This window comes from Gilliamella sp. W8145, assembly GCF_016101145.1.
Taxonomy (GTDB): domain Bacteria; phylum Pseudomonadota; class Gammaproteobacteria; order Enterobacterales; family Orbaceae; genus Gilliamella; species Gilliamella apis_A.
Genome location: NZ_JACFRC010000001.1, coordinates 809,005 through 834,052, shown reverse-complemented (window position 1 = coordinate 834,052; position 25,048 = coordinate 809,005). Strand labels below are relative to the sequence as shown.

Genomic DNA, 25,048 nt, shown 5'->3' with positions numbered 1-25,048 from the left:
TTATTCACTTGTTGCAATAATGTATTTTGCCCGTTCGTATAGTTCATCAAAAGTTATTATTTCTGGTTGAAAAATATTTTGACGATATAACTCAAAACTTCGGATATGCTCTTGATTTATTCCGTATTCACCATTAAATTGCTCAAGGTTACCAATAACAATAAAAGCTCTAGGTCGAAAATTAAATACATCTTCTTTAGTAGGAAAACCATTTTGATCTGTTAAGGTCAGTTTTCCAAAAATAGATTCTTGTGCATAGGAAATCGTTCCTTGTATTTGTGCGATAGCTCCTGTTAATTCGTTTGATGGAGCCCAACAACCCGAACGATAAGGTATATTGTGAAGCAGTTGTGTTCTATGTGTTTTGATTTCAACAAAACATAAAGTAGAAATGAATGCCCTTGTTTTTAATAATGCATCAACCCTTTTCCCATGTTGTGAAACTTGATAGCCATGTACAACTTGTTCAAGGCGCTTATCATCTAAATTAGAGGTGTAAATATAATCTAAACCATATCCAAATATCCATGGGTTTTTTTCAAAAAACATTTGCCAAAGCGCTTCATCTTTACAATTTTTTCTAATTTTAAGGTTATTAAAGTACTCTTGATCTTCCAGTAGTTTTCTAAACGTTTCTAATTGTTTTTTCCTATATGCAATGGTAACGATATCTTTTTTAGTTATGGCATGGCGAATTACTTCTGCAAATAGTTCTTCATTGTCTGAAATTAAATTTTCTGCTTGACTAGAAGTTAACGTTAATTTTCTTAATTCTTCGTCTGAAATATTAATAGAATTATTTGTTTTAAGTTTTATTGATTGAATATGATGCAAGAACTCGCAAAATTTATCTATTTCATCTCCAACAAAAGAAAATCCTGAGCCATAAGGAGTACCTGTATCTTCATCATTAATTATAAATTTCTGTATTGTGAGTACAAATGTTTGCCTATTATCCTCTAAAAATTTTGCTTTAATACAAGTTGCAGCATCAGTTTTTTTACGTAATATGATTTCATCATGCTCTTTTGCATATTCCCAACCTCCTGTTGACAATAAGGCTTTAGTAGCAATTCTGATCTTTTTTTCTTTATTATGGAAGTCTGATAATGCAGGGCTAATATAAGTTTTACCTATCTTAGGATTTTGGTAACTATCCATTATTACTCCTATAAATTGAGTCAAAATTCTCCTGATTACAAGGAATCATTAATTAATATTTTCTTATTGCATATTAATAATTTTACTGACTTGCTTGGGAGTAACCTCTAATATTTTAGCAATATTTTCAATAGAAACTTGTTTTTCTAATAAAGCATTTATAAGTACTTTCTTTTCAGCATTAGCTTTATCTTTTACTGTTTTAGTTTTATCCTGAGCAAATTTTATCTTATCTCTAGCAATCCTCTGCTCTTCCTTCCTAATCTGCTCAATTACCTGATAAGTAGGAACATATTTAAGGCTTTTCTCTAGTTCATCCATCCAACCCTCAGCTTTAAAGCTAACATAGGTAATAGGTGTAATAATCAGGTGATTGACAAAGGTTATATTTAATATACGCCCCACTTGAATTAAACGGTCAGTAATATCTTTGTCGGCTTCAGAGGGGGGTAATCGTCCTGAAGGATGGTTATGGATAGCCACTACTCGGGTAGCATTTTTCATTACAGCAACACGGTAGATGTTCATAGGCTCAGCAGGCACGGTTTTAGCGGTACCTAAGGCAATTAATTCGATATAGAGGATATAGCCCGCTTCGTTCATACCAATAATCCAGAAATGTTCCTTTTCTTGGTCTATTTGGTTTTCACGTAATAATACTCGTTGCATGATGTTATAGACATCACTCGTACCATCTATATAACGTTTATCATTCTTGGCTAGTTTTATATCCATTGGCTATTCATAATGAGGTAGAAGTGAATAAAAATATAACACAGATCAGCGCGTATTGTAAGTGAGTGGTATCAGGTAATAGAATACTAAGTATCAAATATAATTAAATAAGATAAACTCAATATAGATGCCAGTTGCATTATCAAAAAAACAAGTACATAATTAAGCACAGGAAGCACCAAGCATACAACAAAGTATTGTTTTATTTCAACTAGTTACACTAAGCATTTAAGTTACGTTTCCCGCTCCAATTTCAAATATCAAAAAATTCAATAATAAAGAAATATTTCAGTTATTTTATCCAACATTTTCCTCTAAAAGATTATCGAAATATTGTTGATTCTATAATTTTGGTGTCAATAACTTCGATTCTACAATAATATTGGACTAGTAATTCTCAATTTTTGCTTATATTTAAACATAAAAAGTTCTCTAACAAAGCGATTCTATTATTTTAATATCGTCTATGAACGTTAGTTATTCTGTCATTATTCGGCATTTAATCTTCTCTTAGTTGTAGATGATCGATCAATATCAAGCACAATCCAGACAAATTTAAATGACTTTATGTTTTGTCTGTAACAATAAAATTCTTAATCAGAATCTCCGGTTATCTGTTTTTTATTTTTACGAGTCACATTTTGTTTTTTATTTGTTTTTTCTCAACAAAAAGTAATCCCAATAATCATTGTCTAATATCAAGGCCTTCGTATAATCAAATTGAAATGGATTTTGTAAAAGGAGAAAACCTTTGTTAACTAAACTTATCAAAGCTTCTTATATTCAACTTGATATTGAAGCTAGTAGCTTTGAGGAAGCAATAGAATTAGCGATGTCACCATTAGTCAGTGATGAAGCTGTTACGACAGATTACGTCGATAAAGTTATCGCTATATTAAGAGAAATTGGTCCTTATATTGTCATTACCAAAAATATTGCCATTCCTCATGCGCCATCGGATTCTGGCGCTAAAAAACTTGCTATAGGATTTACAAGACTGAAGAACGCTATCGTTTCAGGGAACTCAGCCAATGACCCAGTCAAGTTTTTGTTCAGCTTAAGTTCACCAACCGGAGATGAACATTTATCCGCATTATCAGAATTAGCATCTTTGTTTAGTGATGAGAAATTTTTAGCTTTTATACAAGATGTAAAAGAGCCGCACGATTTTATAGATTTTTTAGAAAACTTTGAAAGGAGTATAGAAAATGATTAAAGCATTAGTTGCCTGCCGTGCAGGAGTTGGGTCAAGTTTAATGTTAAAAATTAAATTGAATGAAGTCATCAAAGAAAATGCCTTTCCAATTGCCCTTGAGCACTCTTCATTAGATGGTGTTCCTGGATTTAATGGTAAATATATCATTACGTTACCTGATGTTGCCGAAGATTTAGAAAAGAAAAATCTTCCACAACGTATTATCGGAATCAAAAATATTATGGATAAAAATGAAATAAAAGAAAAATTAGAGCTTGCTCTTAAAGAAGATGGATTAATTTAATTGATAAGAGGTCTAAAATGGATTTTATAATTAGTTTTCTTAGCACTCCAGCTGTTTTACTCGGCGTAGTTGCCTTTGTTGGCTTGTTAGCCCAAAAGAAACAGTTGGTAGAAGTTTTTACTGGCACATTTAAAACAACCATTGGTTTTTTAATTTTTAGTGCTGGTGGCGCTCTTATGACAGGTGCTCTACAAAATTTTAATAAATTATTTCAAGAAGGTTTTCATATTGTTGGTATCGTTGCATCACCAGAAGCAGCTGCTGGTATGGCGCAAACAGAATATGCTTTAGTTACATCTGTTACGCTAATATTAGGTTTTGCAATGAATTTAGTTTTTGCCAGAATCACACCATTTAAAAATATTTTCTTTACCACTGGCCATAGTCTATTCTTTGCTTGTGTATTATCACTAATCCTAAAATCTTATGGTTTATCTAATACTGCAGCCATTTTAATCGGTGGAACGATTTTAGGTTTCGCTTCAAGTGCATTGCCACAATTATGTCAACCATTCATGCGAAGAATTACTGGCAGCGATGTGCAAGCAATCGGTCATTTTAATATGTTTGGATATGCACTTTCTGGCTTATTAGGTAAAGTATTTAGCAAATATAGCGACAAAACAACTGAAGATATTCATTTCCCTAAATGGTTATCTTTCTTCCGCGATTTTTTAATGGGCGTTGCAGTTGTTATGCTCGTCTTGTTCTATATTTCGGCATTTAAAGCAGGTGAGACCTTTACTCAAGGATTAGCTGGTAAAGTACATTGGTTAGTATTTCCTTTCATTCAAGCATTTACTTTTACTGCAGGAATGTCAATTTTAATGACTGGTGTAAGAATGTTTTTAGCAGAAATCACCTCAGCATTCGTCTCTATTTCTGAAAAATTCATTCCAAACTCACGTCCTGCGTTGGATGTTCCAACTGTATTTCCTTTTGCGCCAACGGCTGTAATTATCGGTTTCCTTTGTTCTTATGCTGCTGGTTTAGTTGGTGTAACCATAATGGTTGCATTGGATTTTCCTGTTGTCATTATTCCTGCTGCTCATATCTGTTTCTTCTCTGGTGGTACCGCAGGTGTATTTGGTAATTCAACAGGTGGCTGGCGTGGCGCTATGTTAGGTTCTTTTGTGGTTGGACTCTTGTTAGCTTTTTTACCTACCGTTTTATATCCGATATTTGGCAATATGGGAATAGAAGGGTCAACCTTCCCAAATATTGACTACAACGTTGTTGGTATTTTATTGGAAAAAATACTTCATTTCACCATGTAATGTATGAGGGTTTGATTAAAGATGATTTGAAAAGTAATCATCTTTTTCAAACCATTGAGTAAGTAGAGGAATTGTATGTTAGAAAAATATATTGATTGTATCAAATCGGAATTGTCAGAATATATTAAATATATTGGTGAAGAAAATTTAAATAAAGCAAAGTATTTAATTATCAGCAAAAAAAATGAAGGCAGTCGGGTACATGTTACAGGAATCGGTAAACCTTCTTATGTTGCTCATTATATTGCTTCGTTATTCTCATCAATAGGAATACCTGCTTATTTTTTAGATGGAACTGAAACTATTCATGGTTCGGCAGGGCAAGTTTTACCTGGTGATATCGTGATTGCGATTTCCAATAGTGGTGAAACTGAAGAGTTAAAAAAAGCAATTTGTACTTTGCAAAAACTAGGTACAAAAATTATTGGTGTTGCGGGAAATAACAATTCTTGGTTAGCTCAACACTGTGACATATTTTTATTTGCTGGAGTAAAACAAGAAGGGGACAACTTAAATAAACCTCCGCGAATATCAATACTTGCTGAAGTCATTATTTTACAGTGTTTATCAATAAAACTTCAAGAATCCGTAGGTTTAACCGAAAATATGTATTATCAGTGGCATCCAGGTGGCAGTTTAGGTGCTTCTATAAGAGGAGAAAAAGTATGTTAAATGGAATTATAACTGCAATGGTTACACCATTCGAATCCTCTGGAAATATTGATATTAAAACAACAGAAATTTTAATTGAAAAATTAATTGCAAATGGTGTTCAAGGTATTTTTGTATTAGGAACCAATGGCGAATTTCATGTTTTAGAAAATGATATGAAAATTAAATTTGCTAAAAAAGTTGTAGAAATAGTGGCTAAAAGAGTTCCGGTTTATGCTGGCGCTGGTGGTAACTCCACTGACGAAGTCATTAAACTGGGTAAGCATATGATAGCTGTCGGGGTGGATGCGTTATCGGTAATTACGCCGTACTTTGTTTTATTGAAAGAAAATGAATTATATAATCATTATAAAATGATTGCCGAAAACCTTGCTATTCCAATAGTACTTTATAATATACCTAAAAATACCGGAATTAATTTATCCTTTGAGCTAGTTTCTAAACTGTCTAAAATCAGTAATATCATTGGTATAAAAGATAGTAGTGGTGATATTAATAATATTGCTGGCTATATAGATAACACATCTCGAGATGAGTTTTCAGTTCTTTCTGGTTCTGACTCCCTCATCCTAAAAGCATTGAAAATAGGTGCTACTGGTGCTATTTCAGCTACATCTAATTTACTAACCACCAACAATGTTGAAATATATAAGCAATTTATTGCCGGTAATTTAGATAAAGCTGAACAATGGCAACAATCTCTTGAAGAATTTCGCCGGATTTTAAAATATGCTTCCATTCCTTCTGTTCTTAAACAAAGTTTATCTTTATCTGGTATTGAAGTTGGCGTACCTCGATTACCTGTCTTACCTGTCACGAATCCAAATGATAACCAAGACATAGTCAATACGATAAAAAACTATTATCACTTATAAATAGAGTGGGGAATTATCATGTTTAAAACCAATATACTTACTCGGTTAGAACAAAGTAAATTTTTAGTGATAGCTAGAGTTGAAACATTCAAAAGAGCTCAAGAAATCATTGAGGGTATTTTAGCCGGTGGTATTGATTGTGTAGAAATTAGTTACACAAACAATAACGCTGGGCAAATAATTCAGCAACTTAACCAAGAATATGGTGACAAAATTTTAGTCGGTGCAGGGACAGTACTGGATAGTGAAACCGCCCGATTAGCAATTCTTGCTGGCGCCAAATTTATCATAGCACCTAATTATAGTGAAGCAGTATGCAAAATATGCAATCGTTATCAAATACCCTATATGCCTGGTTGTACCACCATGACAGAAATTGTCACGGCTTTAGAGAATGGTGCTGCTATGATCAAAGCTTTTCCTATTTCAAATTATTATGGCAAATCTTTAGTTAATATCATTAAAACACCGATGCCTTATGTGCCTATTATGTCTTCGGGTGGCGTTACGTTAGAAAATGTTGATGATTGGCTAAATACGGATATTGAATGTATTGGTATTGGTTCCTTATTAACTAAAGGATCGGTTGAGGAAATAAGTAAAAATGCAATTAGCCTTGCAAATGCATTAAAAAAATATAAGGAAAAACATCCGTGATATTACTAATAAATTATGTAATTCATTGATATTTTTAGTAAGGAAGAAGGTATGATTGACTTAAATTCAAAGAAAATTATCCTAACTTTGATTGAAAAATCTTGTGATCAGGAGTATTTATTGAATTTATTGAATATAACTAAACGACAATTACATTATTCAATTTTAAAAATTAATGCATACCTCTCTTCAAATGAACAAAGTGTGGTTGTTCAAAATGCCCTGTATTACTCTTTGCCTGATAAAAGTAAAGCGTTTCTAATTAAGAATTTAATTAACGGAAAAATTGGCAAAAATTATATTTTTTCAACAGAGGAAAGACAAAAATATATTTTTTTAATGTTGCTCTATCACGTAAATACTTATCTTTCTTCATTACATTTTTTATCAGCATTAAATATTAGTAAAACAACTTTAAACAATGATATCAAACAGCTAGAACTTTTATTAAGTTCCGAAGATATTTTAATCACTTATACTAGAGAAAAAGGTTATTCGTTAGTTGGAGATGAATTATCGATCCGTAATTTTTTTCTAAAAAATTTACTCAAAGATTTATCCAATAATTTAGATGATACATTCCTATATGATCTTTTCTTAAACCAAGAGAAGGTTGACTACCTTGATATCAAAAACGATATCAATGAAATTATGCTAAAAAATGAAATTTTATTAGGTGAAAAGAGGAAAAAAGAATTTATCTATACAGTGATATTCCTATTGCCTAGAATGGCTAAAAAACTGGAATATATTCCTGTTATTTCAATGCCAAATAAAATCATAATAAAGTTGAAAGAGTATCATATATCATCAGAATTGCTGAAATTATATAAAATAGATGATAACACTTATGAAGTACAATACCTAACTTCTCTACTACTGGGCAATTCAGTTGGCAATCGTGATATAAAGACGGTAGATCAGGAGCTGATTTTAAATATTGTACAAATTATTCTATCGAGATTTGAGCAGCTTTTAGGCATAAAATTTGATAACAATGATGATATTTCGAAAAAACTCTATAGCCATTTTAGACCCGCGTATTACCGAATACTTTTTCGTTTGCCAATCATTAATCCAATTTTAGATAAAGTAAAAGAAGAGTTTAATAAACTATTTTTGATTGTAAAAGAAACCTTAAAAGTTATCTATCCGATCATTAATAATGATATTCCAGATGATGAAATATCTTTTTTAACCATCTATTTTGCGGCAATTCTAGACGAAAATAAAATATCAACTAATCAGCAAATCGTTGCCGTAATTATTTGTCAAAATGGTATTGGCAGTTCTTCAATTGTCTATAATAGATTAAAGTTTCTTTTCCCTGATTTTCTATTTTTAGGGCCAATGGAAACTGCAGAAGCCTTAGAGCTGACCAATTTTTTCGATATAATCTTTAGTACTGTAAATAATTTGGTTTTTTATAACCAAAATAAACCGTTTTTTATCGTATCGCCAATCATGTCCGATGAAGAAGAGTATTTATTGCTGGAGCGCGTTTATTCGCAAATTAACTCTTATTTGACCTATCCGAAGATAACTGACTTGATCGATATTTTTAAAAAATACGGTACAATTTCCAATGAAAATGGTATTAAAAAAGAGCTTTATCAGTATTTTTATAAAACAGATAAAAATACCACGATAGAAAATCAAAGTTTAGGCATTCGCCATTTGATCCAAGAAGATTTGATTCAAATAAATGTCTCTGCTAACGATTGGCAAAGTGCCTTATTTACAGCTGCATTGCCATTATTACAAAAGAACTATATCAACCGAAGTTACATAGAGAAAATTATTGAAAATGTTAATTCAAATAGAACAAGTTTTTTGATAACCAAAAATGTCTCTCTTGCTCATGCTAAACCAGAAGATGGTGTTAACTCTCTGTCGTTAAGTATAACGGTATTGAAAAAACCAATTATTTTTAAGAATGATAAAATTCCCACGCAATATATTTTTACTTTAGCAGCAGTTAATAAAACCAGCCATATTAACGCAATGTCAGAGCTGGTTGCTTTGCTTGAGATGCCCGATTTTTATGAAATATTAAACACTGCAACTCAAGCAAACGATATTCTGACATTTATAAGATCTCGATTTCCTTAAGTAATTCGATAAAAGTATGCTCCTCAACATTTTTTATAACTATTTAAGGGCGCTTTACTCTACAATAACTAAAAATATGCCCTAAATCATTTTTATATAGTGGGTAATATTGGATCAATGAACGATCGATATTTGTATTTAAAAGTTTAAAGTTAAGTTATTAAAGGATTCCGTTGCTATTCAAATTCTGTATTTTTTCTACGCCTCTCTCTGTTAAGTAATTATCAAAATTCTATTAGCAATTATATGATTAATTTAGAGTATGCTATAAAAGTAGTTAAATAAGGACACATCAAGATGATATTGGATAATTAGGATTTATTTATGAGAATATTAGGTTATAGTTTTTCTCTTTTAGCAACAGTAATATTATTATCTGGTTGTATTTATGGTGATATAGATAAGAGCATTCGATATTTTGTAACTACTGGGGCGACGAGATATTGTGAAGCTAATCATTATCCATATTGTGAAATTTATGCACAATGTTATAGAGATTTTTTAGAGCAAATGCCAGCAAAAAGAGATTCTTTATCAGCGCTTTCGGCTATGTCAACAAATATTGATTATAAAGAAGAACCCAAAAAAGCAATGGATAATATTTACGCTAAAATAAAAGATAATGAAAAAAAGGTAGAGAAGATTTAAGTTTAAATGATAGTTATCTATTATTTCCGCATAATAGATGTTCATCGATTATTAATGCTAAACAGTATGATATTAGCAATTATCAAGAAGCGATCGATAAATGGATAAAAAGCTATAAACTCTATAATGAATAAAATGTTTTAGGATTCTCTCAATACTGCTTTGAAAATAATAGATATAAATTAAATTGTAAAATTTTGCATATTTGTTGGCTAATAAAAATTAGGGAAATAACTGTTTTTATCCTTTGAATAAGATTCGTTTTCTTTAATCAATAATTATTCGATATTATTTAGCTCAATTATTGATAATATTTTCAGTAGATTCTAATTTATTATTCACATTCATCATTACTTGAATAGCTATAAAATTGAGTATGTTTACCTATTAGTTACAAAGAAGATTGGTAATTAAAGCAAAACTATCATTAATCATCGCATCATAAAGTGTTTTATCATCTTTGTAGACAATACTAATATTAAGTAATCCTTCTAGTATTACCATTCGATAACTAGAGTCCTGTGGATGTAATTAAATTTAAGGTCTGATTAGTGAGCACGGCCAAAATATTGGACATTGCTCACATCTATAATATTATTATTTAATTAATACAGTTTTTATTCTTCTGCATCAGATAAATTGTTTAATTTGGCCGGTTTTGAAAAAAGAATGATGATCAACTGAATTAAAAAACCGATTAAAACTGCAGAAATACAAGCATTAACACCTAAATTTGCACTTATGTACACACCTAAAGCAGCTCCCAAAGGCCGAGCTCCAAATGTAACTGTCATGATCACCGATGATACTTTAGCTATCATATTACTAGGTGTGACTAGTTGCCTTAGTGATACTGTTGATATAGTCCATATAATAGGCCCAAACCCAAAAAGGAAAAAAGCAATAAAAACTAGTGATTTGGAATGATATATAATGGTTAAGAACATCAAAATGGAGGCAATAAAAGCAGATATAGGTCCTAAAGTCAGTTGAAAACCAAAATTTATTTTTTTCGATATAATTTTGTATAAAAATGAGCCTATTAACATTCCTAAACCGATTAGACTTAATGAAGCTCCAACTTCAAAAGAAGTAAAGGATAGATTATTGATAACATAATAAGCAAAAATTGATAATAACAAGTATTGCGATAAATTAAATACAAAAGCCGTGATAGTTATTGGCATAAGATATTTATTTTTAACTAAAAAAATCAAACCATCACAAAGTTCTTGAAGTATATTTCTTCCAGATTTTTTTAAAAGTGGTTCCTTAGGTAAACATATCAGAAAAATAGCACTTACTATAGAGAGTAAAAAAGCTAAGATGAATGCTAACCCGCCAGATAAATAACTAGCAAGAATACCACCTAAAGCTGGCCCGGCAGTAAAAGCCACGCTTTTGGCAATTTCTATTGATCTATTGGCATTAATCAGTTGTTCTTTTATGATGAAAGATGCCACTAAAGCCGGACTTGCCACACTGTAAATAACTGTACCCATGGCTATAAAAAAACCGAATAATGCAATTTTATTGATTGATAGACTTCCAGAGAACGTCAAATAAAATAATAGAAATATAGCCGTTGCTCGAACTATTTCTATTAGGATCATTAGTTTTTTTCTTGATACTCTATCTCCAATTACTCCCATAGGAATAGAGAGTAATAGAAAAGGCAAAGTATTTATCATTTGTATAAAAGCTGTTTCAGCTGCTGAAGCATTCATAGATAACACAGCTATAATCGGCAGTACTGCTATTATTATTTGTTCGGAGAACTGCGCACATAAATTTGAATAAGAAATCTTATGAATTAGTAATTTATTCATCTTCTCTTCCCATTATTTTTTTATTTTTAACATTTTCCATTTGTCCTATTCCTTATTTGTACTCTATTGTTTATTTTTAGGTTATTGTAAAATTTGTTCAGCCTAAAAAATTTTATTTTCAGTTTTCATGTGCATTTCTGAATTGCAGTTTAGCTTTTCGTAGATATTTTATTTTTAATAACAATCAAACTTTATTGGTTCTGTCTTAATTCTTTTTGTTACTTTTGTATGAAGCTCACTTTGATTTTTACTTAGCTTATAGATGTTGAACCATCTGTTTTAGCTCCTTCCCAACCAATCATTGCGGCTTTGCGATCACATCCCCAATGATATTGTCCTAGTAATCCTGTTGATTTTATAACTCTATGGCAGGGAATTAAGAATGCTACCGGATTATCACCAATAGCCGAGCCAACCGCACGGCTAGCCTTTGGATTATTTATTTTGTCTGCTATGTTGCTATAGGTTGAGAGTTTTCCCATAGGGATAGTCAATAAAGCCTGCCATACCTTCAGTTGAAAATCGGTACCTTTGATATGTAACTTAATTTTATCTAGTCTTGACCAATCTTGTGTAAATACCAGGATTGCATTTTGTTGAATCTGATCTCTATGTTTTTGAAATTGAGCATTAGGATATTGGTCCTTTAATAATTTAAGTGATGACACTTCATCATTAACAAAAGCAATATAACAAATCCCCTTTGTTGTTGATGCAACGATGGTTTTTCCAAAAGGGCTTTCAACAAAACTATAGTTAATTGCTAAGTTTTCACCGCCATTTTTATACTCTCCTGGAGTCATACCTTCAATATCAATAAACAAATCATGTAACCGGCTTGTACTCGACAATCCCAACTCATAGGTGGTATCCAATAATGAGGCTTTTTCTTCTATTAGAAGTTTTTTAGCGTGAGTTATACTGATGTATCTTAGGAATTGTTTAGGACTAACACCTGCCCAGCTAGAAAACATGCGTTGAAAATGATAAGGACTTAAATGTACATGCTCTGCGGCTTGTTCAAGTGTTGGTTGAGATTTATAGTTTTCATTCAAATATCCGATAGCTTTTCTTATTCGAGCAAAATCGATTTGTTCTTGTTTTTGCATCATGAATACTCCATTTCACCGAACTAAGGTTGTTACATAGAAAGTTATTATTTATTTGAATATTGACCGACTTGTTCTTACTCACGGAATAACAAACTTTATTCACAAAAAAACATGTGCGTCAAAACCTCAATTCGTAGTAGCTCCAAACTTTCTTCTTAAGTTTTTTCAATGTAAGTTACTTGAATTTCTTTATTAACATTTGACTTTTAACACTACTATCAACCAGTCTTAAATAAACACTTTTAGATAACTTTTTCATGCTTTCTTTATTTTAATTAATGATACATCTCATAATATTTAAAGTTTCAAAAATTAAAAATCCGAATCTTGCTATTAAAATAATTCATTTTGTAAAGAAAATAACGATCGCATTGGCTTATCTTTGATTATGTCTGTTTCAAGTAGATCCCCCACTAATTTCGGTGAACATTGATTATATAGACGCTTATTTGCTTGTACTTTTCTCTTTGAAGTGGTTGCATAACAATATAAACATCCAAAAGGACAGGTATCATATGTTCCAATATCAATACTTTCTAAACATTGGCAGTTGTTTCGCTGATTTTTATCTTTCTTAGCCAATAATAAGCGGCCGGTTATTTTTTCAATACGTGTTTTATCGATACAAGCACCATGAGAAATATTGCAATTCAACAACTCAATTTCCTCAGCACATGTTTGTAAAGTTAGTTGATTATCACTAGCAATTTCAGATAATGAACTGCAAAGATTTAATATGTCAACTACCTGTAATCGATTGATATCTTCTTTGATTAGTGATTGTTGTATGTGCGGATAATCATCAATAAAACTAATGATACAACTATCCGTGTAGCCGCGAAGAGAAGAAGCAATTTGATTAAAAAAATCGATGTGATAATCAATGGTATAATGTTTATTAATTAATATAGGATCATATCGCCAAATAACACGATCTTGTCCAACTTGCTCAGCTAATTGCTTGAATATAGCTATTCGTTTTTGCAAAGCAGGAAGATGTTTTTCAATGTCTGCTTCATAAGCTGTTAATGTAAACTGAAAATAAAAAGGATACTCAGAAAGCTTTACCAGTTTATGTAACATAGAAGATGGGTTTTTAGTCCAAAATACAATACAATCAACTATATCGGGTGATAGAAAAATGCGACTTAACTGCTTTGAATTCCTCGGATTAGGAACCAGTACAAAACCATCTTTTAGACGGTTAAAAAACCACGAAGAGTAAAAAGCAGGAATATCTGTTCGGCGGCTAGCACTAATAATCATAATTTATTTTTCTTTCTTTTCATGGTTCGAATGATGATTTTTGTATTAAAATCCACTTTCAAAGATTCAGTTATTTTTTGTAATGCTTTATTATAAGTCCAATCATCTAGTTGATTTATCTGTAAGTATGCCATCGTTAACTTAGGTAACTCTCGGAAGTAGATAGAAATAGCCCATGCAACAGCCATCTTAACATAGTAATCATCGTTTTTGATTTGGTTGAACAAAGTAAATACTTTCTGCAAATATTCATCATTCACAAAATGAAAAAGCAACATGACGACAGCAAAGCGAATATCATATGGGGCATCTGATGCAAAATAGGGTTGTAGAAACTGCCATACAATCTCTTTTTCTGAGGCTTTAAACTTCAATCCACAACAAAAACTATCACAGATTGACCAATTATTAATTTTAGAAGTAAATTGTTTCACATAACGAGAACGTTCATTCCATGGTAATTTTATTTCACCTATAATCATACCTTGTAACATCACTTCCTCGAAGTATAAGGGCTCATCCATCGCAAGGTAGTATTCATAGTCGAGCTGTGCTATTTTTTTTGCTATTTTACGGAGTCTAGGTAATTTCACACCTAATAAATTATCAACATTGGGAATCAGCTTTGTAGCAAAGATTCGATAATTTTCTTCTGCTATTTTTTCAAGCTCTATGCGTATTTTTTCTCTCATAATAGGATTTTATAAATTCTATTATGTATTACAATCTGAATCTTGCTATTTGATAATTATATTCTTTATATTGTAAAAAATGTCTGCGTTTCGCTCAAAACTGACTAACCGTGGGGGTTGCAATGCAATATTTTCGAGCGGTGCATCCGCCTGCAGGTGCTAATCCATTAGTTATTTTACTAACTGCAGATAAAATAGATTATGATTTTACTTTTCTTTTATTTCCGGTGTTGTCTGGTGCAGTAATATTAGTTGCTATTGCTTATATAATTAATAATCTTTTCAATAAAAAACATTGGCCTATTTACTGGTTGGCACTATTTAATAATAACAAGGAATCATAGTTTATTGATATAACTGCTATTAGCAAAAAAACAGCATACTATTCAATTTTAAACAATTTGGTTTGTTGATCTAAATAGGTAAGTAAATCTGGCATGCGATGTTTGCCTGCCATAGATTTAATATGATCTGCAGTTTTAGTTAACTCTATTCCTAATGTCGTGATGTATAAAGGTTTATTACTTTTGCTGCGTGTCACTTCTATCACATATTGGCTATTATCAGCAAAGAACTTTTTAGCAACACCAATAATAGGTATCTTTTATCAAGAGTTTGATATAGATGACCACCTGAACCAAGTTCACCTTCATTTAAATGGGCATAACCATCCACAATAATCGTCTCAATCGCAATGAAATCGACTTGATAAAATAGAGCTAATAACATGGTAAATCAAGTTGATAGAATTGCCTGATTGATATGGTGCAACTTTCGATTGGTAATCAGTGATAACGGATTTTATCACCTTGATTCTGTCAGCAAACTGTTCAAATAAAATACCGACCGTTTTCGCTTTATCATCTAAATAGTAAACATCTATGACAAGTATCATATTTTTTTTAAATCCTTTTTAGAGTAAAATAGCAATGCTTTCATTTTATTGTCAAATCACCATTAGAAAATAATCTGTCTTTTGTTTCAAATAAATAAAAATTTAGCTAGTCCTTAATACATCTTGTTTAACTGTTACTTATTCGATTACACCATATTTAATTAATGTTGGTCATTGTGGTTGGATAGACACTAGGAGGTTAGAAATGTATTTACTCGAAATGGCTCCAAAATTTTTAGTTGCTCTTATTATTTTACTTATTTATGTCAAATTATCTGGTAAAAGCCAAATCGCGCCTATGTCGCAATTAGATCAAGTAGGGAGTATGGTTATTGGTGCATTAGTAGGAGGAACGTTACTTAATGCTAATGTCTCCGCGTGGGAGTCAGCTGGAGCTGTAGCGATTTGGGCGGGACTGCTTATTTTAGTTCGATTCATCAAATCTAAAAACTCAAAATTACGCGATGCTATCGACGGTGAACCGATACAATTAGTTAAAAATGGTCATCTGCTATCTGACAATTTTATTAAAGCGAATTTACCAGTTAGAGATTTCGAAACGTTAATTAATATTCAAGGTATTTGCGCATTTAGTGAATTAAAACAAGTTTGGTACGAATTAAATGGCTCTTTAACTATTATCAAAAAAGGCGATAAAGATATCGCGGTATTGGTGATTGAAAATGGGGCGATTAGTCAGGATAATCTTGAACAATTACATAAAAATGAAACTTGGCTTAAGCATGAAATTAAAAAACAAGGATATAAAGATATCAAAGATATTTTTTGTGCTGAATGGTTTGATGATAAATTATTAGTTTATCCCTATGATGAAGTGCGTAAAGCTGAACATGATAATAAAAAATAATTAATAACAGTAAACAATAATAAAGGGAGGGACCATTCTCTCCCTCCCATCAACAGATAGATTATCGAAGTTGACTATCTTTACTGCCACGACGGTTATATAAGATTGCCGACTTAGCCAATTGCTTATCCATTTCTTGTTGACAATTAAAACAGTATTGTACGCCAGGCAAAGCAAGTTGTCTTGCTTTAGCAATTGCATCACCACATTCAACACAAAAATCAGTACTTGGTTTATCGTGTTTTAGTTGGCGTCTGGCAAGTTCAATAGCATCAATAATTGTGCTTTCAATTTGTTGGTTAACAGCATCATCAGATGCCCAGCCACTAGCCATTATTTCACCTCCTAAACAATTACATTAGATTAATAATATGGTGATTATTTGACCAGTTTCAAGTAATATAACCGCAAAGCTATCAAGCAAAAGTAAGTGTTGTGTTTTAAAATAAAGATCATTTCTATTAATATCATTTAATTGGAGGTTTTTATGCAACAATATGAACAAGCAACATTTGCCGGTGGTTGTTTTTGGTGTATGGTAAAACCTTTCGACAAATATGAAGGTGTGATTAGTGTGATTTCTGGGTATACGGGAGGCCACACAGTAAATCCAACTTATCAACAAGTTTGCCAAGGCAATACTGGCCATACTGAAGCTGTACAGATAACGTTTGACCCAACTATGATCAGCTATAAAAAATTACTGGAAATTTTTTGGCAACAAATTGATCCAACTGATTCACAAGGACAATTTGCTGATCGGGGAGATTCTTATCGACCGGTGATTTTTTATCATAATAAATTTCAACAGCAGCAAGCAATCGCATCTAAACAAACATTAGAAGAAAGTAAACGATTTAATCATCCCATTAATGTTGCTATAGAGCCAGCAACAATATTTTATCCGGCAGAAGATTATCATCAAGATTACTATAAAAAACAACCAGAACATTATAACCGTTATTATCGCTTATCTGGACGAGCCAATTTTATTGCTGACAATTGGCAAGATAAGCCTGCAACAAAAAGTGAGTAAGCAATGCAAAGTTATCCACAGTATAGCAATAAACAAAAATGGATCCATTGGTCATCAGCCTTGTTAATCGTGATTGTTACTTTATTGCTTTTAGCTAAAGTGACAATGTCGAATATTTTAGGTGGTATGCCAATTGTTTATTTATTGCATAAATCTTTGGGTGTTGTTGTTTTGCTATTAATGATATGGCGAATAATAGTAATTCGAGACCAAGGTGTACCTGATGTTTTACTTAAAGAACAAAAACTACAACGGATATTGTCTAAATCTACTCAAGGATTCATCTATATTTTACTGCTTATTGTACCGCTATCTGGTTATTTGATGAGTGGCCGAGATTTAAATGTCTTTGGTCTAATATCTGTTCCGGCCATTGCTATGCCAAATTCGACACATCAAATGTTTCATTCAATGCATCTAATCAATGCTTACATTTTAGCTATATTGGTTATTATTCATATATTAGGTGCGTTGTATCATTATTTTTGGCTTAAAGATAAAGTATTGCAATCGATGTTGAACCGTAACGACTAATATCAACTTAAAATTGGTAATATTAATAGCATCTATAACGTAACGTGAGGCAGATAAATCATGAATAAATCAGTGAAAGATAAGGCTATAGCAGCATTAACACCTATGCAATATCATATTACTCAACAAAATGGCACTGAGCCCCCATTTGACAACCAATACAATGCCAACTATCGGGAAGGTATCTATGTCGATATCGTCTCAGGGGAACCACTATTTACGTCATTAGATAAATTTGATTCTGGCTGTGGTTGGCCCAGTTTCTCCAAACCGATTAATCAGCAACAAATTATAGAAAAAGAAGATAACAGCCACGGTATGAACCGGATAGAAGTGCGTTCATCAGAGGCTGACTCCCATCTTGGTCATGTATTCACTGATGGCCCTGCAGCGTTAGGTGGATTACGTTATTGTATTAATTCTGCTGCATTGAAATTTATTCCAAAAGAAGAACTTGAAACGCAAGGTTATGGTGAATATTTAAGGCTATTTAAATAAATTAATTTAATCGATCTTTTATCAAATTAATAGATGCTGAAAAATCAAATTACCTGAATGAATTTCTACTTAAAATAAACAAATAAACAAATAAATAAGTAAATCTATTTATATTTTCTGTGAATGTTTTACTTGATTGATATGAAAGATAATATTGGCATATATTAGTTCATTGTATATGCCAATACCATTTTTAATGAGTAATGATAATTATCATAAATATGCTAATTTTTGCGCTTAAATAAAATATAACTAATTAATAAAAACACTAAGCTGGTTAGCATTGAACCTACAATAGGATAAATTCCCATTACAATACTGACTTGAGCAAAAAGATTATCGGCAATATAGAAAATAAATCCAAAACTAATACCAATAATGACTCTAACCCCCATCGAAACACTACGTAACGGGCCAAAAATGAAAGATAAGGCCAATAGTAACATCACTGCTACTGACACAGGTTTAATCAGTTTTTTCCAAAACAATAGATCATAATATTTGGTATCTTGTCCAGAATCCTTCAAATATTGCGAATATTGATATAAACCAGATGCGGATAGAGATTCTGGATCAAAGGCGACAATACTTAATTTATCTGGAGTAATATTGGTTTTCCATTGCATTGTCAACATATTGATGCCAGTTACTTGGTCGGAATTGCTTAAATCGTTTTTTTCAATTTCTGACAGAGTCCAAACTCCATTTTCAAATACACCATTATTAGCATGGGTGATCGAAAGAAGTTTATTTTTATCTACGCTATAAATATCAATATTCGATATTGAGCTGTCATTGTTAACATGGCCAATAAAGACATAGTCATTACCATCTTTAGCCCACAAACTCCCTTGCTGCGCTAATAAGGAATCACCATAAAGTTTTTCTGAACGCATATTGCGAGCGGTTTGCTCACTAATTGGCGCAACCCATTCGCCAATAGCCATAGTTAAAATTACTAAAGGTAAGGCTGTTTTCATTACAGCTAAAGCAATTTTAAATCGGCTAAATCCAGATGTTTCCATGACAATGAGCTCACTGCGTGAAGCTAATATACCTAAACCGATTAAGCCACCCAGAAGTGCCGCCATGGGGAAGAATATTTCTAAATCTTTTGGTACCATGAGTAATGAATAAAAACCAACAGAAAACGCATCATAATCCACTTTTATTCTTCTAAGTTGATCAATAAAACGAATAATTCCTGACAGACTAATTAATAAAAATAAACAAATCCCAATGGTATTTAAGATAGTTTTTCCTATATAACGATCTAAAATCGAAAACATCGTTCTCCCCTTATAATGCACTATATTTTAAACGAAGTTTACGCATAAATAAGTTATCCCAACAATTTAAGATCAAAGCTAGAATAAAATAACCTATATTAATGAGATAAAACCACAAAGCAGGATCTAGTCGGCCTTTGCCAGCATTAGCTCTAATCGAACTGGAAATTAAAAAATAGACTAGATAAAGTAATAAAGCTGGTAGAATCTGTGCTAATCTACCTTGTCTTGGGTTTGAAACACTTAATGGTATGACTAAAAAAGCCATTAAAGGAACAGAAATAATCAGCGTTAAGCGCCAATACAATTCAGCTTGGGCCTTAGCGGTAGGATTTTGCTGTAGTTCAAGTAACCCTAATTGTTGCACATCAGCTTTATCATCATAAACACTTGTATCTAATTCTTTAGGTTTTATGATCCCCAAATAGTTATGAAAATTCGATATACGAAAATCTTTTAGCTGGGCAGTGCCTTCATAACGATTTGCATCTTCAAGGGTGATGATTTGATTACCATCGGCGTCTTCTTCAGTTTTTCCTTTATTGGCAATAATGATAGACGGGCGCTGATTATTTCTAGGATTGATCTGGGCAATAAATACGTTGTCTAACTTATTGTTATCGACATTGCCAATATAAATAACTGAATTGCCATCCGGTGTTTGTTGAAATTGTCCTGCAAGTAGGCCTGCTAAACTTGGATTAATTTTTGCATTCTCAACTAATTGATCCTGTTTTACGCTAGACCAAGGACCAAACCAAAGACTATTAAGAGCTGTCAGTGTACATGTCATTACACAAAGTAAAAATACGACTTGATAGTTAAGTCTCTTTTTTACACCACAAGCATGCATCGCGACCATTTCACTATCAGAATAAAGTCGACCAAAGGTAACAAGCACACCTAAAAAAAGGCTTAACGGCAAGATAAGATCAGCCATATTTGAAACACCTAACACCAATAATGGCATAATCAAATCTCGAGGAATGCTGCCATCGATTGCGCTGGATAAAATTCTGATTAATTTTTGAGAAAAGAAAATCAGCAATAATATAAATAATATTGCCCCTTGAGTTTTCATTGTCTCTTTAATTAAATATCGGCGAATTATCACATTATTACCTATCTATTCGTCTTATAAAATCTAACTATTATAATCCGATTTGTACTATTTCGTTATCTTTTTGTTGCTATCGTTTAATGAACCGATAAAATGTTATTATTCACATTCGATACTTTTTAAGAGAAGCCTATGCAATACGCAATCAAAAACAACCTTGCTATAACTAAACAAAAAGAAGAATGTTTAGTTATTACTGTCCAATTAGGTAAATCACAATCTAATTTAATCAAAGAGATAGATGAAGAAAATAATGGTTTGATTAGTCAATTGATAAAATCAGGTGATATTAATTGTCAGTTAGGTAAAACTACATTTTTATATACATTGGCAAATTCAACCAAACAAAAAATATTAGTAGTGGGGTGTGGTGACGCAAAAAGTTTTGATTTAAATGCCGCCAAAAAAGTGATTCAAGCTACAATTAAAGAGCTTGCTAGCAAAAAAATTAACCACATATGTTGGGATATTTTGACCTTAAACTCAGCAATAAGTGGTGAAATTGCTAAGCAACTACCGCAAATTGTTAGCGAATTAACTTATTGTTTTGATGAGTTCAAATCAACAAAATCAGAACAACCGTGCTTACAAAAATTGACACTGCTTTATGGCGACAAAAAGACTGTCAACCAAGTTGAAGGTCAATTATCGCAAGGGCAAATTATTGCTCAAGCTATTGCTAGCACGAAAAATATAGCTAACATGCCATCGAATGTCTGTAATGCTAAATACTTAGCTGAACAAGGTAAAAGTTTAGGTCAACAATATACTAATTTAAAAGTCACCTGTTTTGGCGAAAAAGAATTAGCAAAATTCAACATGAATGCTTATTTAGCCGTTGGACGAGGATCTGCTAATGAATCAATTATGACGGTGATTGAATACCATGGCGCTAAAGACAAAAAAGCCCAACCTTATGTATTAGTCGGTAAAGGATTAACTTTCGATTCAGGCGGTATATCTATTAAACCTTCTGCTGGTATGGACGAAATGAAGTATGATATGTGTGGTGCGGCAACCGTGTTTGGCGTAATGCAAGCAGTAGCCGAACTGAAATTACCAATCAATGTCATCGGTGTAATGGCTGGTTGTGAAAATATGCCTGATGGTAACGCTTATCGCCCGGGTGATATTTTAACGACCATGTCAGGTATTACTGTTGAAGTGATTAATACCGATGCTGAAGGCCGTTTAGTCTTATGTGATACCTTAACTTATGTTGAACGTTTTAACCCCAAAACAGTCATTGATATTGCGACATTAACTGGTGCTTGTATTGTGGCTCTTGGTCACCATTACACTGGTGTAATGGGTAACAATCCACAATTGGTGGAACAACTTGTTACCTCATCAAATAAAGCTGGTGATAAGGCATGGTCTTTACCGATTGATAGTGATTTCCAAGATCAAATCAAATCGACTTGCGCTGATATTGTCAACGCTGGTGGCCGAGATGGCGGTACAATTACTGCTGCTTGTTTCTTATCGCGCTTTACTGAAAAATATCAATGGGCACATCTTGATATCGCTGGCACAGCTTGGAGATCAGGTGCCAACAAAGGTGCAACTGGCCGACCAGTTGCTATGTTAATTCAATACTTACTTGATCAAAATAAGTAGATAAACATCATGAAAAAAGTGATTTTCTATTTACTAGAAAACCCAACCCCAGCTAATGATGCTGGGGTATTCTTTCAAGAAAAATTAGCCTGCGAAAAAATTGTCGAAGCATGGCATAGTAAACAACGAGTGCTCGTTGCTTGCCAAGATCAAGCGCAAGCTGAGCGAATTGATGAATATTTATGGCAACTTAATACCGATGATTTTGTTCCTCATAACTTAGCTGGTGAAGGCTTAAAAGGCGGATCGCCAGTTGAAATCTGCTGGCCACAAAAGCGCAGTAGTGGTGCACGACATTTATTAATAAACCTACAACAACAATTTCCAGAATTTGCCGGTGTTTATCGTGATATTATCGATTTCGTTCCTGTCGACGAACAACAAAAATCATTAGCTAGAGAAAGATATAAAGTTTATAAAGAAGCAGGTTTTAATCTCAAAACTATTCCAATTACATGTCGATGATTAAAAGTATTAAAAATTGACTTCAGCCAAACTAATTTATAGAAATATGATAAATAAAATATAAAAAAAACCAATGAAATACTTTTTATTTACTCCGACATAATCACCATATAGAACTAATCATCAAACAAAAAAACGTCCGAAAAGCAAAGAACCAAAAAATTCGAGGAACGGGTTTTTTAACGCTACTAATTGATGCTTTAAAAATCTAATGTATTAATAATATTTACAAAATTTAACAATTTAGCCTCAAAAAGTGGTTGCGAGTTTTTTTTATGTCTTTATAATTTTAAACAATTTTAAGTAGGCTTATCGATCTTTATTTAGTTAATCAAACTAACAATGGAAGATAAAATATCAAATTAAACATAAAGTTAATTGACAGGATGTCGAATATGCATTATAATTTAAAACACCAAACACCAAACACCAAACCTGCTCAACCTATAATTTAATTTCAGCTAATTACCTCAATTCAAGTTTACTTTTTCACGATAGTTTATCTGTTCACAGAAAATCCAAGTTAATATCTAGTCTTAGTCCATATCAATTTAGCCAAAGAACAAAAAAAACAAAACGCCGTTTAGTTCAGCTTTCCCCTTGTAGAGATTTCATAGCAAATACAATGTGTTGTATTTTTTCTTTAACAAATTTTTCATTATTATCCGTTTGTTTATCTCTGGTTAAACCGTTTATTTATATTTTATTTATTTTATGCTTTTTAGGCGTCAGTCAAAAAAGCCTAGCACTTACAGCACATAGTATAAATGTCATTATTGGTAATAAACCGAAAGTTGTTGATATTGACGGTGCATCAAAGAAGCATGGTTTTACTGTTAATGGTGTTTTATATAGTTCAAATACCAATAACCTAAGTGACACACAAATCAATCAGTTTGATGGTAATTTAACAATTAATGACTTTATTATTAAAGATTATGCAATGAATGATTTAGATGTGATGGCTAATTATGATGATACCGATGGTGATGGCATTCGCAATAATACTCCGTTCACCGTAGAAGAAACAAATTATAGCTGGTTTGATAATAAAGGGATAAAAATCGAAAATAATGAAAAAATAATTGGTTGTGGTAGTGGTATTTCCATGCCGTTAACTTTAACTATTACAACAAAAGTAAAAACCTATTCCGAATATGGTATTCCTAATGAAAGCGAGTATGTTGATATCACTCAAAAATACAAAATTATGGCTAAACCTGAAATCTGTTATGCTAAACCTTATGGAATGATACTGTATCCACAATATGTTTGGGGAAGTGTTAGACCAGTAACATATCAAGGAAGTCTTGATTGTCTTTTATCTGGTTATGCTGAGCATGAGTTTGAATCATCGCTTTTTGATGACAGTAAACACTGGGTTAATGGTTGGAATTATGATAATAGCCGAGAAAGGGATAGCTATTGCGGTGGTGGTTATAATGCGAATGTTTTTGATCCAGTTAATGGTTTTAAAGTGTCAGCTTCTCCTCATTTCCCTACCACTGGCTTTCCAGGGGCAAAATTTCAATTAGTCATGACAGGTCATCAAGATGATTTTGAATATACGTATTCGGCAACGCCAAATGATAGTATTACGGTTGATAAACAAGGTTATGTTATGTTGATTAAAAAGCCGATAGGTCCTGTCACAATAACTGCAAAATTTAAACATGATGAACAAATTCCTGAACAAAATTATACTTTCAATTTAACCGGTATATGGGCGGTACCATATGGAAATGACTATTATACCTATCAGCAAACCGTTAATTTGTGTGGTGGAGAGTCGAATATTCCCTCAAGGACTGAAATGTCAAATTCTCCAAATGCACCAATGTCATGGACAGAATGGCCACTTGAATGGGATGCCTTTACTCGTACTATAGGACAAGGACTTTTGAGCGAATGGGGTATGACAATTAAGAATACTTACCCTGATTCAAATTGGTTTAGTGGATTTTTGTGGTTTTATTCTCGAGATCAATATATTGATCCTGTGAGTGATTCAGACTATTTTATGGATAGATTTGCTATTGATGCTTGGATTGGGCAGATTAAAGTTTACAAAAAATCAAACGATTTACATGCAGTTTGTAAACAATAAAAAGTTTATTGAAAAATATTATTAATTAAATGAAAACATGCAAGTACTCTACCATTTACTCTTCTTTATTTTTGAATTTGA

At 32.2% G+C, this 25,048-nt stretch carries 27 protein-coding genes; 16 read left to right on the top strand and 11 right to left on the bottom strand.

Features of this window, described 5'->3' with window-relative positions:
* Together H3T80_RS03760 and H3T80_RS03755 are read right to left on the bottom strand one after the other, a co-directional pair.
* Positions 1-1,161, bottom strand: a complete 1,161-nt coding sequence (locus H3T80_RS03760; RefSeq protein WP_198200124.1) for a Shedu immune nuclease family protein — start codon at positions 1,159-1,161, stop codon at positions 1-3.
* 63 nt (positions 1,162-1,224) lie between these two features.
* Positions 1,225-1,896, bottom strand: a complete 672-nt coding sequence (locus tag H3T80_RS03755) for a JAB domain-containing protein (RefSeq protein ID WP_198200122.1) — start codon at positions 1,894-1,896, stop codon at positions 1,225-1,227.
* Positions 1,897-2,647: 751 nt separating this feature from the next.
* Here H3T80_RS03755 and H3T80_RS03750 point away from each other — a divergent pair.
* From H3T80_RS03750 to H3T80_RS03715, 8 genes are all read left to right on the top strand, one after another.
* Positions 2,648-3,112: a PTS sugar transporter subunit IIA gene (locus H3T80_RS03750; protein WP_198200120.1), complete on the top strand. Its 465-nt coding sequence runs from the start codon at positions 2,648-2,650 to the stop codon at positions 3,110-3,112.
* Positions 3,105-3,395, top strand: coding sequence for a PTS sugar transporter subunit IIB (locus tag H3T80_RS03745; RefSeq protein WP_065578057.1), 291 nt, complete (start codon positions 3,105-3,107; stop codon positions 3,393-3,395). Before H3T80_RS03750 ends, H3T80_RS03745 begins: the two co-directional genes overlap by 8 nt.
* A gap of 17 nt (positions 3,396-3,412) precedes the next feature.
* A complete protein-coding gene (locus H3T80_RS03740) occupies positions 3,413-4,672 on the top strand; it encodes a PTS ascorbate transporter subunit IIC (protein ID WP_065578058.1) in 1,260 nt (419 codons plus the stop codon).
* 75 nt (positions 4,673-4,747) lie between these two features.
* Positions 4,748-5,344, top strand: coding sequence for an SIS domain-containing protein (locus H3T80_RS03735; RefSeq protein ID WP_198200118.1), 597 nt, complete (start codon positions 4,748-4,750; stop codon positions 5,342-5,344).
* Positions 5,338-6,219, top strand: coding sequence for a 4-hydroxy-tetrahydrodipicolinate synthase (gene dapA, locus H3T80_RS03730; protein WP_198200116.1), 882 nt, complete (start codon positions 5,338-5,340; stop codon positions 6,217-6,219). Before H3T80_RS03735 ends, dapA begins: the two co-directional genes overlap by 7 nt.
* A gap of 18 nt (positions 6,220-6,237) precedes the next feature.
* Entirely contained in the window at positions 6,238-6,876 is a 639-nt protein-coding gene (locus H3T80_RS03725) for a ketohydroxyglutarate aldolase (RefSeq protein WP_065651934.1), read from the top strand.
* A 51-nt stretch (positions 6,877-6,927) separates the two neighbouring features.
* Positions 6,928-8,988: a BglG family transcription antiterminator gene (locus tag H3T80_RS03720; RefSeq protein WP_198200114.1), complete on the top strand. Its 2,061-nt coding sequence runs from the start codon at positions 6,928-6,930 to the stop codon at positions 8,986-8,988.
* Between the two features lie 324 nt (positions 8,989-9,312).
* The gene (locus H3T80_RS03715) at positions 9,313-9,636 is read left to right on the top strand and encodes a hypothetical protein (protein ID WP_198200111.1); all 324 of its coding nucleotides are present in this window, start codon (positions 9,313-9,315) and stop codon (positions 9,634-9,636) included.
* Between the two features lie 617 nt (positions 9,637-10,253).
* Here H3T80_RS03715 and H3T80_RS03710 read toward each other — a convergent pair.
* The 4 genes from H3T80_RS03710 to H3T80_RS03695 all read right to left on the bottom strand — a co-directional run bounded on the left by H3T80_RS03710 (position 10,254) and on the right by H3T80_RS03695 (position 14,535).
* A complete protein-coding gene (locus H3T80_RS03710) occupies positions 10,254-11,465 on the bottom strand; it encodes an MFS transporter (RefSeq protein ID WP_198200109.1) in 1,212 nt (403 codons plus the stop codon).
* Between the two features lie 251 nt (positions 11,466-11,716).
* The gene (locus H3T80_RS12275; RefSeq protein WP_367274794.1) at positions 11,717-12,574 is read right to left on the bottom strand and encodes a methylated-DNA--[protein]-cysteine S-methyltransferase; all 858 of its coding nucleotides are present in this window, start codon (positions 12,572-12,574) and stop codon (positions 11,717-11,719) included.
* A gap of 336 nt (positions 12,575-12,910) precedes the next feature.
* On the bottom strand, positions 12,911-13,843 hold the full coding sequence (locus tag H3T80_RS03700; RefSeq protein WP_198200105.1) for a DUF1848 domain-containing protein: 933 nt from the start codon (positions 13,841-13,843) through the stop codon (positions 12,911-12,913).
* Entirely contained in the window at positions 13,840-14,535 is a 696-nt protein-coding gene (locus tag H3T80_RS03695; RefSeq protein ID WP_198200103.1) for a DNA alkylation repair protein, read from the bottom strand. Before H3T80_RS03695 ends, H3T80_RS03700 begins: the two co-directional genes overlap by 4 nt.
* A gap of 122 nt (positions 14,536-14,657) precedes the next feature.
* On the opposite strand from H3T80_RS03695, the gene H3T80_RS03690 reads away from it, so the two are divergent.
* Positions 14,658-14,879, top strand: coding sequence for an HPP family protein (locus H3T80_RS03690; protein WP_198200101.1), 222 nt, complete (start codon positions 14,658-14,660; stop codon positions 14,877-14,879).
* Positions 14,880-14,917: 38 nt separating this feature from the next.
* On the opposite strand, the gene H3T80_RS03685 is transcribed toward H3T80_RS03690, so the two are convergent.
* Positions 14,918-15,076 carry a hypothetical protein gene (locus H3T80_RS03685; protein WP_158092547.1) on the bottom strand — a complete coding sequence of 53 codons (159 nt, stop codon included), beginning with the start codon at positions 15,074-15,076 and terminating at the stop codon, positions 14,918-14,920.
* A 144-nt stretch (positions 15,077-15,220) separates the two neighbouring features.
* Positions 15,221-15,430, bottom strand: coding sequence for a hypothetical protein (locus tag H3T80_RS03680; RefSeq protein ID WP_198200100.1), 210 nt, complete (start codon positions 15,428-15,430; stop codon positions 15,221-15,223).
* A 205-nt stretch (positions 15,431-15,635) separates the two neighbouring features.
* Between H3T80_RS03680 and H3T80_RS03675 the strand changes: the two genes are divergently transcribed.
* On the top strand, positions 15,636-16,298 hold the full coding sequence (locus tag H3T80_RS03675) for a DUF421 domain-containing protein (RefSeq protein ID WP_144188008.1): 663 nt from the start codon (positions 15,636-15,638) through the stop codon (positions 16,296-16,298).
* Positions 16,299-16,359: 61 nt separating this feature from the next.
* On the opposite strand, the gene H3T80_RS03670 is transcribed toward H3T80_RS03675, so the two are convergent.
* Positions 16,360-16,632: a DksA/TraR family C4-type zinc finger protein gene (locus H3T80_RS03670; protein ID WP_198200099.1), complete on the bottom strand. Its 273-nt coding sequence runs from the start codon at positions 16,630-16,632 to the stop codon at positions 16,360-16,362.
* 153 nt (positions 16,633-16,785) lie between these two features.
* On the opposite strand from H3T80_RS03670, the gene msrA reads away from it, so the two are divergent.
* The 3 genes from msrA to msrB are packed head-to-tail and all read left to right on the top strand — an operon-like array spanning position 16,786 to position 18,366.
* Entirely contained in the window at positions 16,786-17,334 is a 549-nt protein-coding gene (gene msrA / locus H3T80_RS03665) for a peptide-methionine (S)-S-oxide reductase MsrA (RefSeq protein WP_198200098.1), read from the top strand.
* Positions 17,335-17,337: 3 nt separating this feature from the next.
* Entirely contained in the window at positions 17,338-17,868 is a 531-nt protein-coding gene (locus H3T80_RS03660; protein ID WP_198200097.1) for a cytochrome b, read from the top strand.
* A 60-nt stretch (positions 17,869-17,928) separates the two neighbouring features.
* The gene (msrB, locus tag H3T80_RS03655; RefSeq protein ID WP_198200096.1) at positions 17,929-18,366 is read left to right on the top strand and encodes a peptide-methionine (R)-S-oxide reductase MsrB; all 438 of its coding nucleotides are present in this window, start codon (positions 17,929-17,931) and stop codon (positions 18,364-18,366) included.
* Between the two features lie 224 nt (positions 18,367-18,590).
* Here the strand turns inward: msrB and lptG are convergent, their stop codons facing one another.
* Together lptG and lptF are read right to left on the bottom strand one after the other, a co-directional pair.
* Complete coding sequence (gene lptG / locus H3T80_RS03650) at positions 18,591-19,655, bottom strand: LPS export ABC transporter permease LptG (RefSeq protein ID WP_198200089.1); 1,065 nt, start codon at positions 19,653-19,655, stop codon at positions 18,591-18,593.
* Positions 19,656-19,665: 10 nt separating this feature from the next.
* Positions 19,666-20,769 (bottom strand): LPS export ABC transporter permease LptF, encoded by a 1,104-nt coding sequence (gene lptF, locus H3T80_RS03645; protein WP_198200087.1) that lies wholly within the window; start codon positions 20,767-20,769, stop codon positions 19,666-19,668.
* A 138-nt stretch (positions 20,770-20,907) separates the two neighbouring features.
* On the opposite strand from lptF, the gene H3T80_RS03640 reads away from it, so the two are divergent.
* The 3 genes from H3T80_RS03640 to H3T80_RS03630 all read left to right on the top strand — a co-directional run bounded on the left by H3T80_RS03640 (position 20,908) and on the right by H3T80_RS03630 (position 24,967).
* Positions 20,908-22,395 (top strand): leucyl aminopeptidase, encoded by a 1,488-nt coding sequence (locus tag H3T80_RS03640; protein ID WP_198200085.1) that lies wholly within the window; start codon positions 20,908-20,910, stop codon positions 22,393-22,395.
* Between the two features lie 9 nt (positions 22,396-22,404).
* Positions 22,405-22,860: a DNA polymerase III subunit chi gene (locus H3T80_RS03635; RefSeq protein WP_198200077.1), complete on the top strand. Its 456-nt coding sequence runs from the start codon at positions 22,405-22,407 to the stop codon at positions 22,858-22,860.
* Between the two features lie 625 nt (positions 22,861-23,485).
* Positions 23,486-24,967: a hypothetical protein gene (locus H3T80_RS03630; protein ID WP_198200075.1), complete on the top strand. Its 1,482-nt coding sequence runs from the start codon at positions 23,486-23,488 to the stop codon at positions 24,965-24,967.
* Positions 24,968-25,048: the final 81 nt, after the last annotated feature.

Bases quoted from the DNA above. Each gene is read 5' to 3' on its own strand.
- H3T80_RS03760 (WP_198200124.1), bottom strand. From the start codon at position 1,161: ATGGATAGTTACCAAAATCCTAAGATAGGTAAAACTTATATTAGCCCT.
- H3T80_RS03755 (WP_198200122.1), bottom strand. From the start codon at position 1,896: ATGGATATAAAACTAGCCAAGAATGATAAACGTTATATAGATGGTACG.
- H3T80_RS03745 (WP_065578057.1), top strand. From the start codon at position 3,105: ATGATTAAAGCATTAGTTGCCTGCCGTGCAGGAGTTGGGTCAAGTTTA.
- H3T80_RS03740 (WP_065578058.1), top strand. From the start codon at position 3,413: ATGGATTTTATAATTAGTTTTCTTAGCACTCCAGCTGTTTTACTCGGC.
- H3T80_RS03735 (WP_198200118.1), top strand. From the start codon at position 4,748: ATGTTAGAAAAATATATTGATTGTATCAAATCGGAATTGTCAGAATAT.
- dapA (WP_198200116.1), top strand. From the start codon at position 5,338: ATGTTAAATGGAATTATAACTGCAATGGTTACACCATTCGAATCCTCT.
- H3T80_RS03725 (WP_065651934.1), top strand. From the start codon at position 6,238: ATGTTTAAAACCAATATACTTACTCGGTTAGAACAAAGTAAATTTTTA.
- H3T80_RS03720 (WP_198200114.1), top strand. From the start codon at position 6,928: ATGATTGACTTAAATTCAAAGAAAATTATCCTAACTTTGATTGAAAAA.
- H3T80_RS03715 (WP_198200111.1), top strand. From the start codon at position 9,313: ATGAGAATATTAGGTTATAGTTTTTCTCTTTTAGCAACAGTAATATTA.
- H3T80_RS03710 (WP_198200109.1), bottom strand. From the start codon at position 11,465: ATGAATAAATTACTAATTCATAAGATTTCTTATTCAAATTTATGTGCG.
- H3T80_RS12275 (WP_367274794.1), bottom strand. From the start codon at position 12,574: ATGCAAAAACAAGAACAAATCGATTTTGCTCGAATAAGAAAAGCTATC.
- H3T80_RS03700 (WP_198200105.1), bottom strand. From the start codon at position 13,843: ATGATTATTAGTGCTAGCCGCCGAACAGATATTCCTGCTTTTTACTCT.
- H3T80_RS03695 (WP_198200103.1), bottom strand. From the start codon at position 14,535: ATGAGAGAAAAAATACGCATAGAGCTTGAAAAAATAGCAGAAGAAAAT.
- H3T80_RS03690 (WP_198200101.1), top strand. From the start codon at position 14,658: ATGCAATATTTTCGAGCGGTGCATCCGCCTGCAGGTGCTAATCCATTA.
- H3T80_RS03680 (WP_198200100.1), bottom strand. From the start codon at position 15,430: ATGATACTTGTCATAGATGTTTACTATTTAGATGATAAAGCGAAAACG.
- H3T80_RS03675 (WP_144188008.1), top strand. From the start codon at position 15,636: ATGTATTTACTCGAAATGGCTCCAAAATTTTTAGTTGCTCTTATTATT.
- H3T80_RS03670 (WP_198200099.1), bottom strand. From the start codon at position 16,632: ATGGCTAGTGGCTGGGCATCTGATGATGCTGTTAACCAACAAATTGAA.
- msrA (WP_198200098.1), top strand. From the start codon at position 16,786: ATGCAACAATATGAACAAGCAACATTTGCCGGTGGTTGTTTTTGGTGT.
- H3T80_RS03660 (WP_198200097.1), top strand. From the start codon at position 17,338: ATGCAAAGTTATCCACAGTATAGCAATAAACAAAAATGGATCCATTGG.
- msrB (WP_198200096.1), top strand. From the start codon at position 17,929: ATGAATAAATCAGTGAAAGATAAGGCTATAGCAGCATTAACACCTATG.
- lptG (WP_198200089.1), bottom strand. From the start codon at position 19,655: ATGTTTTCGATTTTAGATCGTTATATAGGAAAAACTATCTTAAATACC.
- H3T80_RS03640 (WP_198200085.1), top strand. From the start codon at position 20,908: ATGCAATACGCAATCAAAAACAACCTTGCTATAACTAAACAAAAAGAA.
- H3T80_RS03635 (WP_198200077.1), top strand. From the start codon at position 22,405: ATGAAAAAAGTGATTTTCTATTTACTAGAAAACCCAACCCCAGCTAAT.
- H3T80_RS03630 (WP_198200075.1), top strand. From the start codon at position 23,486: ATGTGTTGTATTTTTTCTTTAACAAATTTTTCATTATTATCCGTTTGT.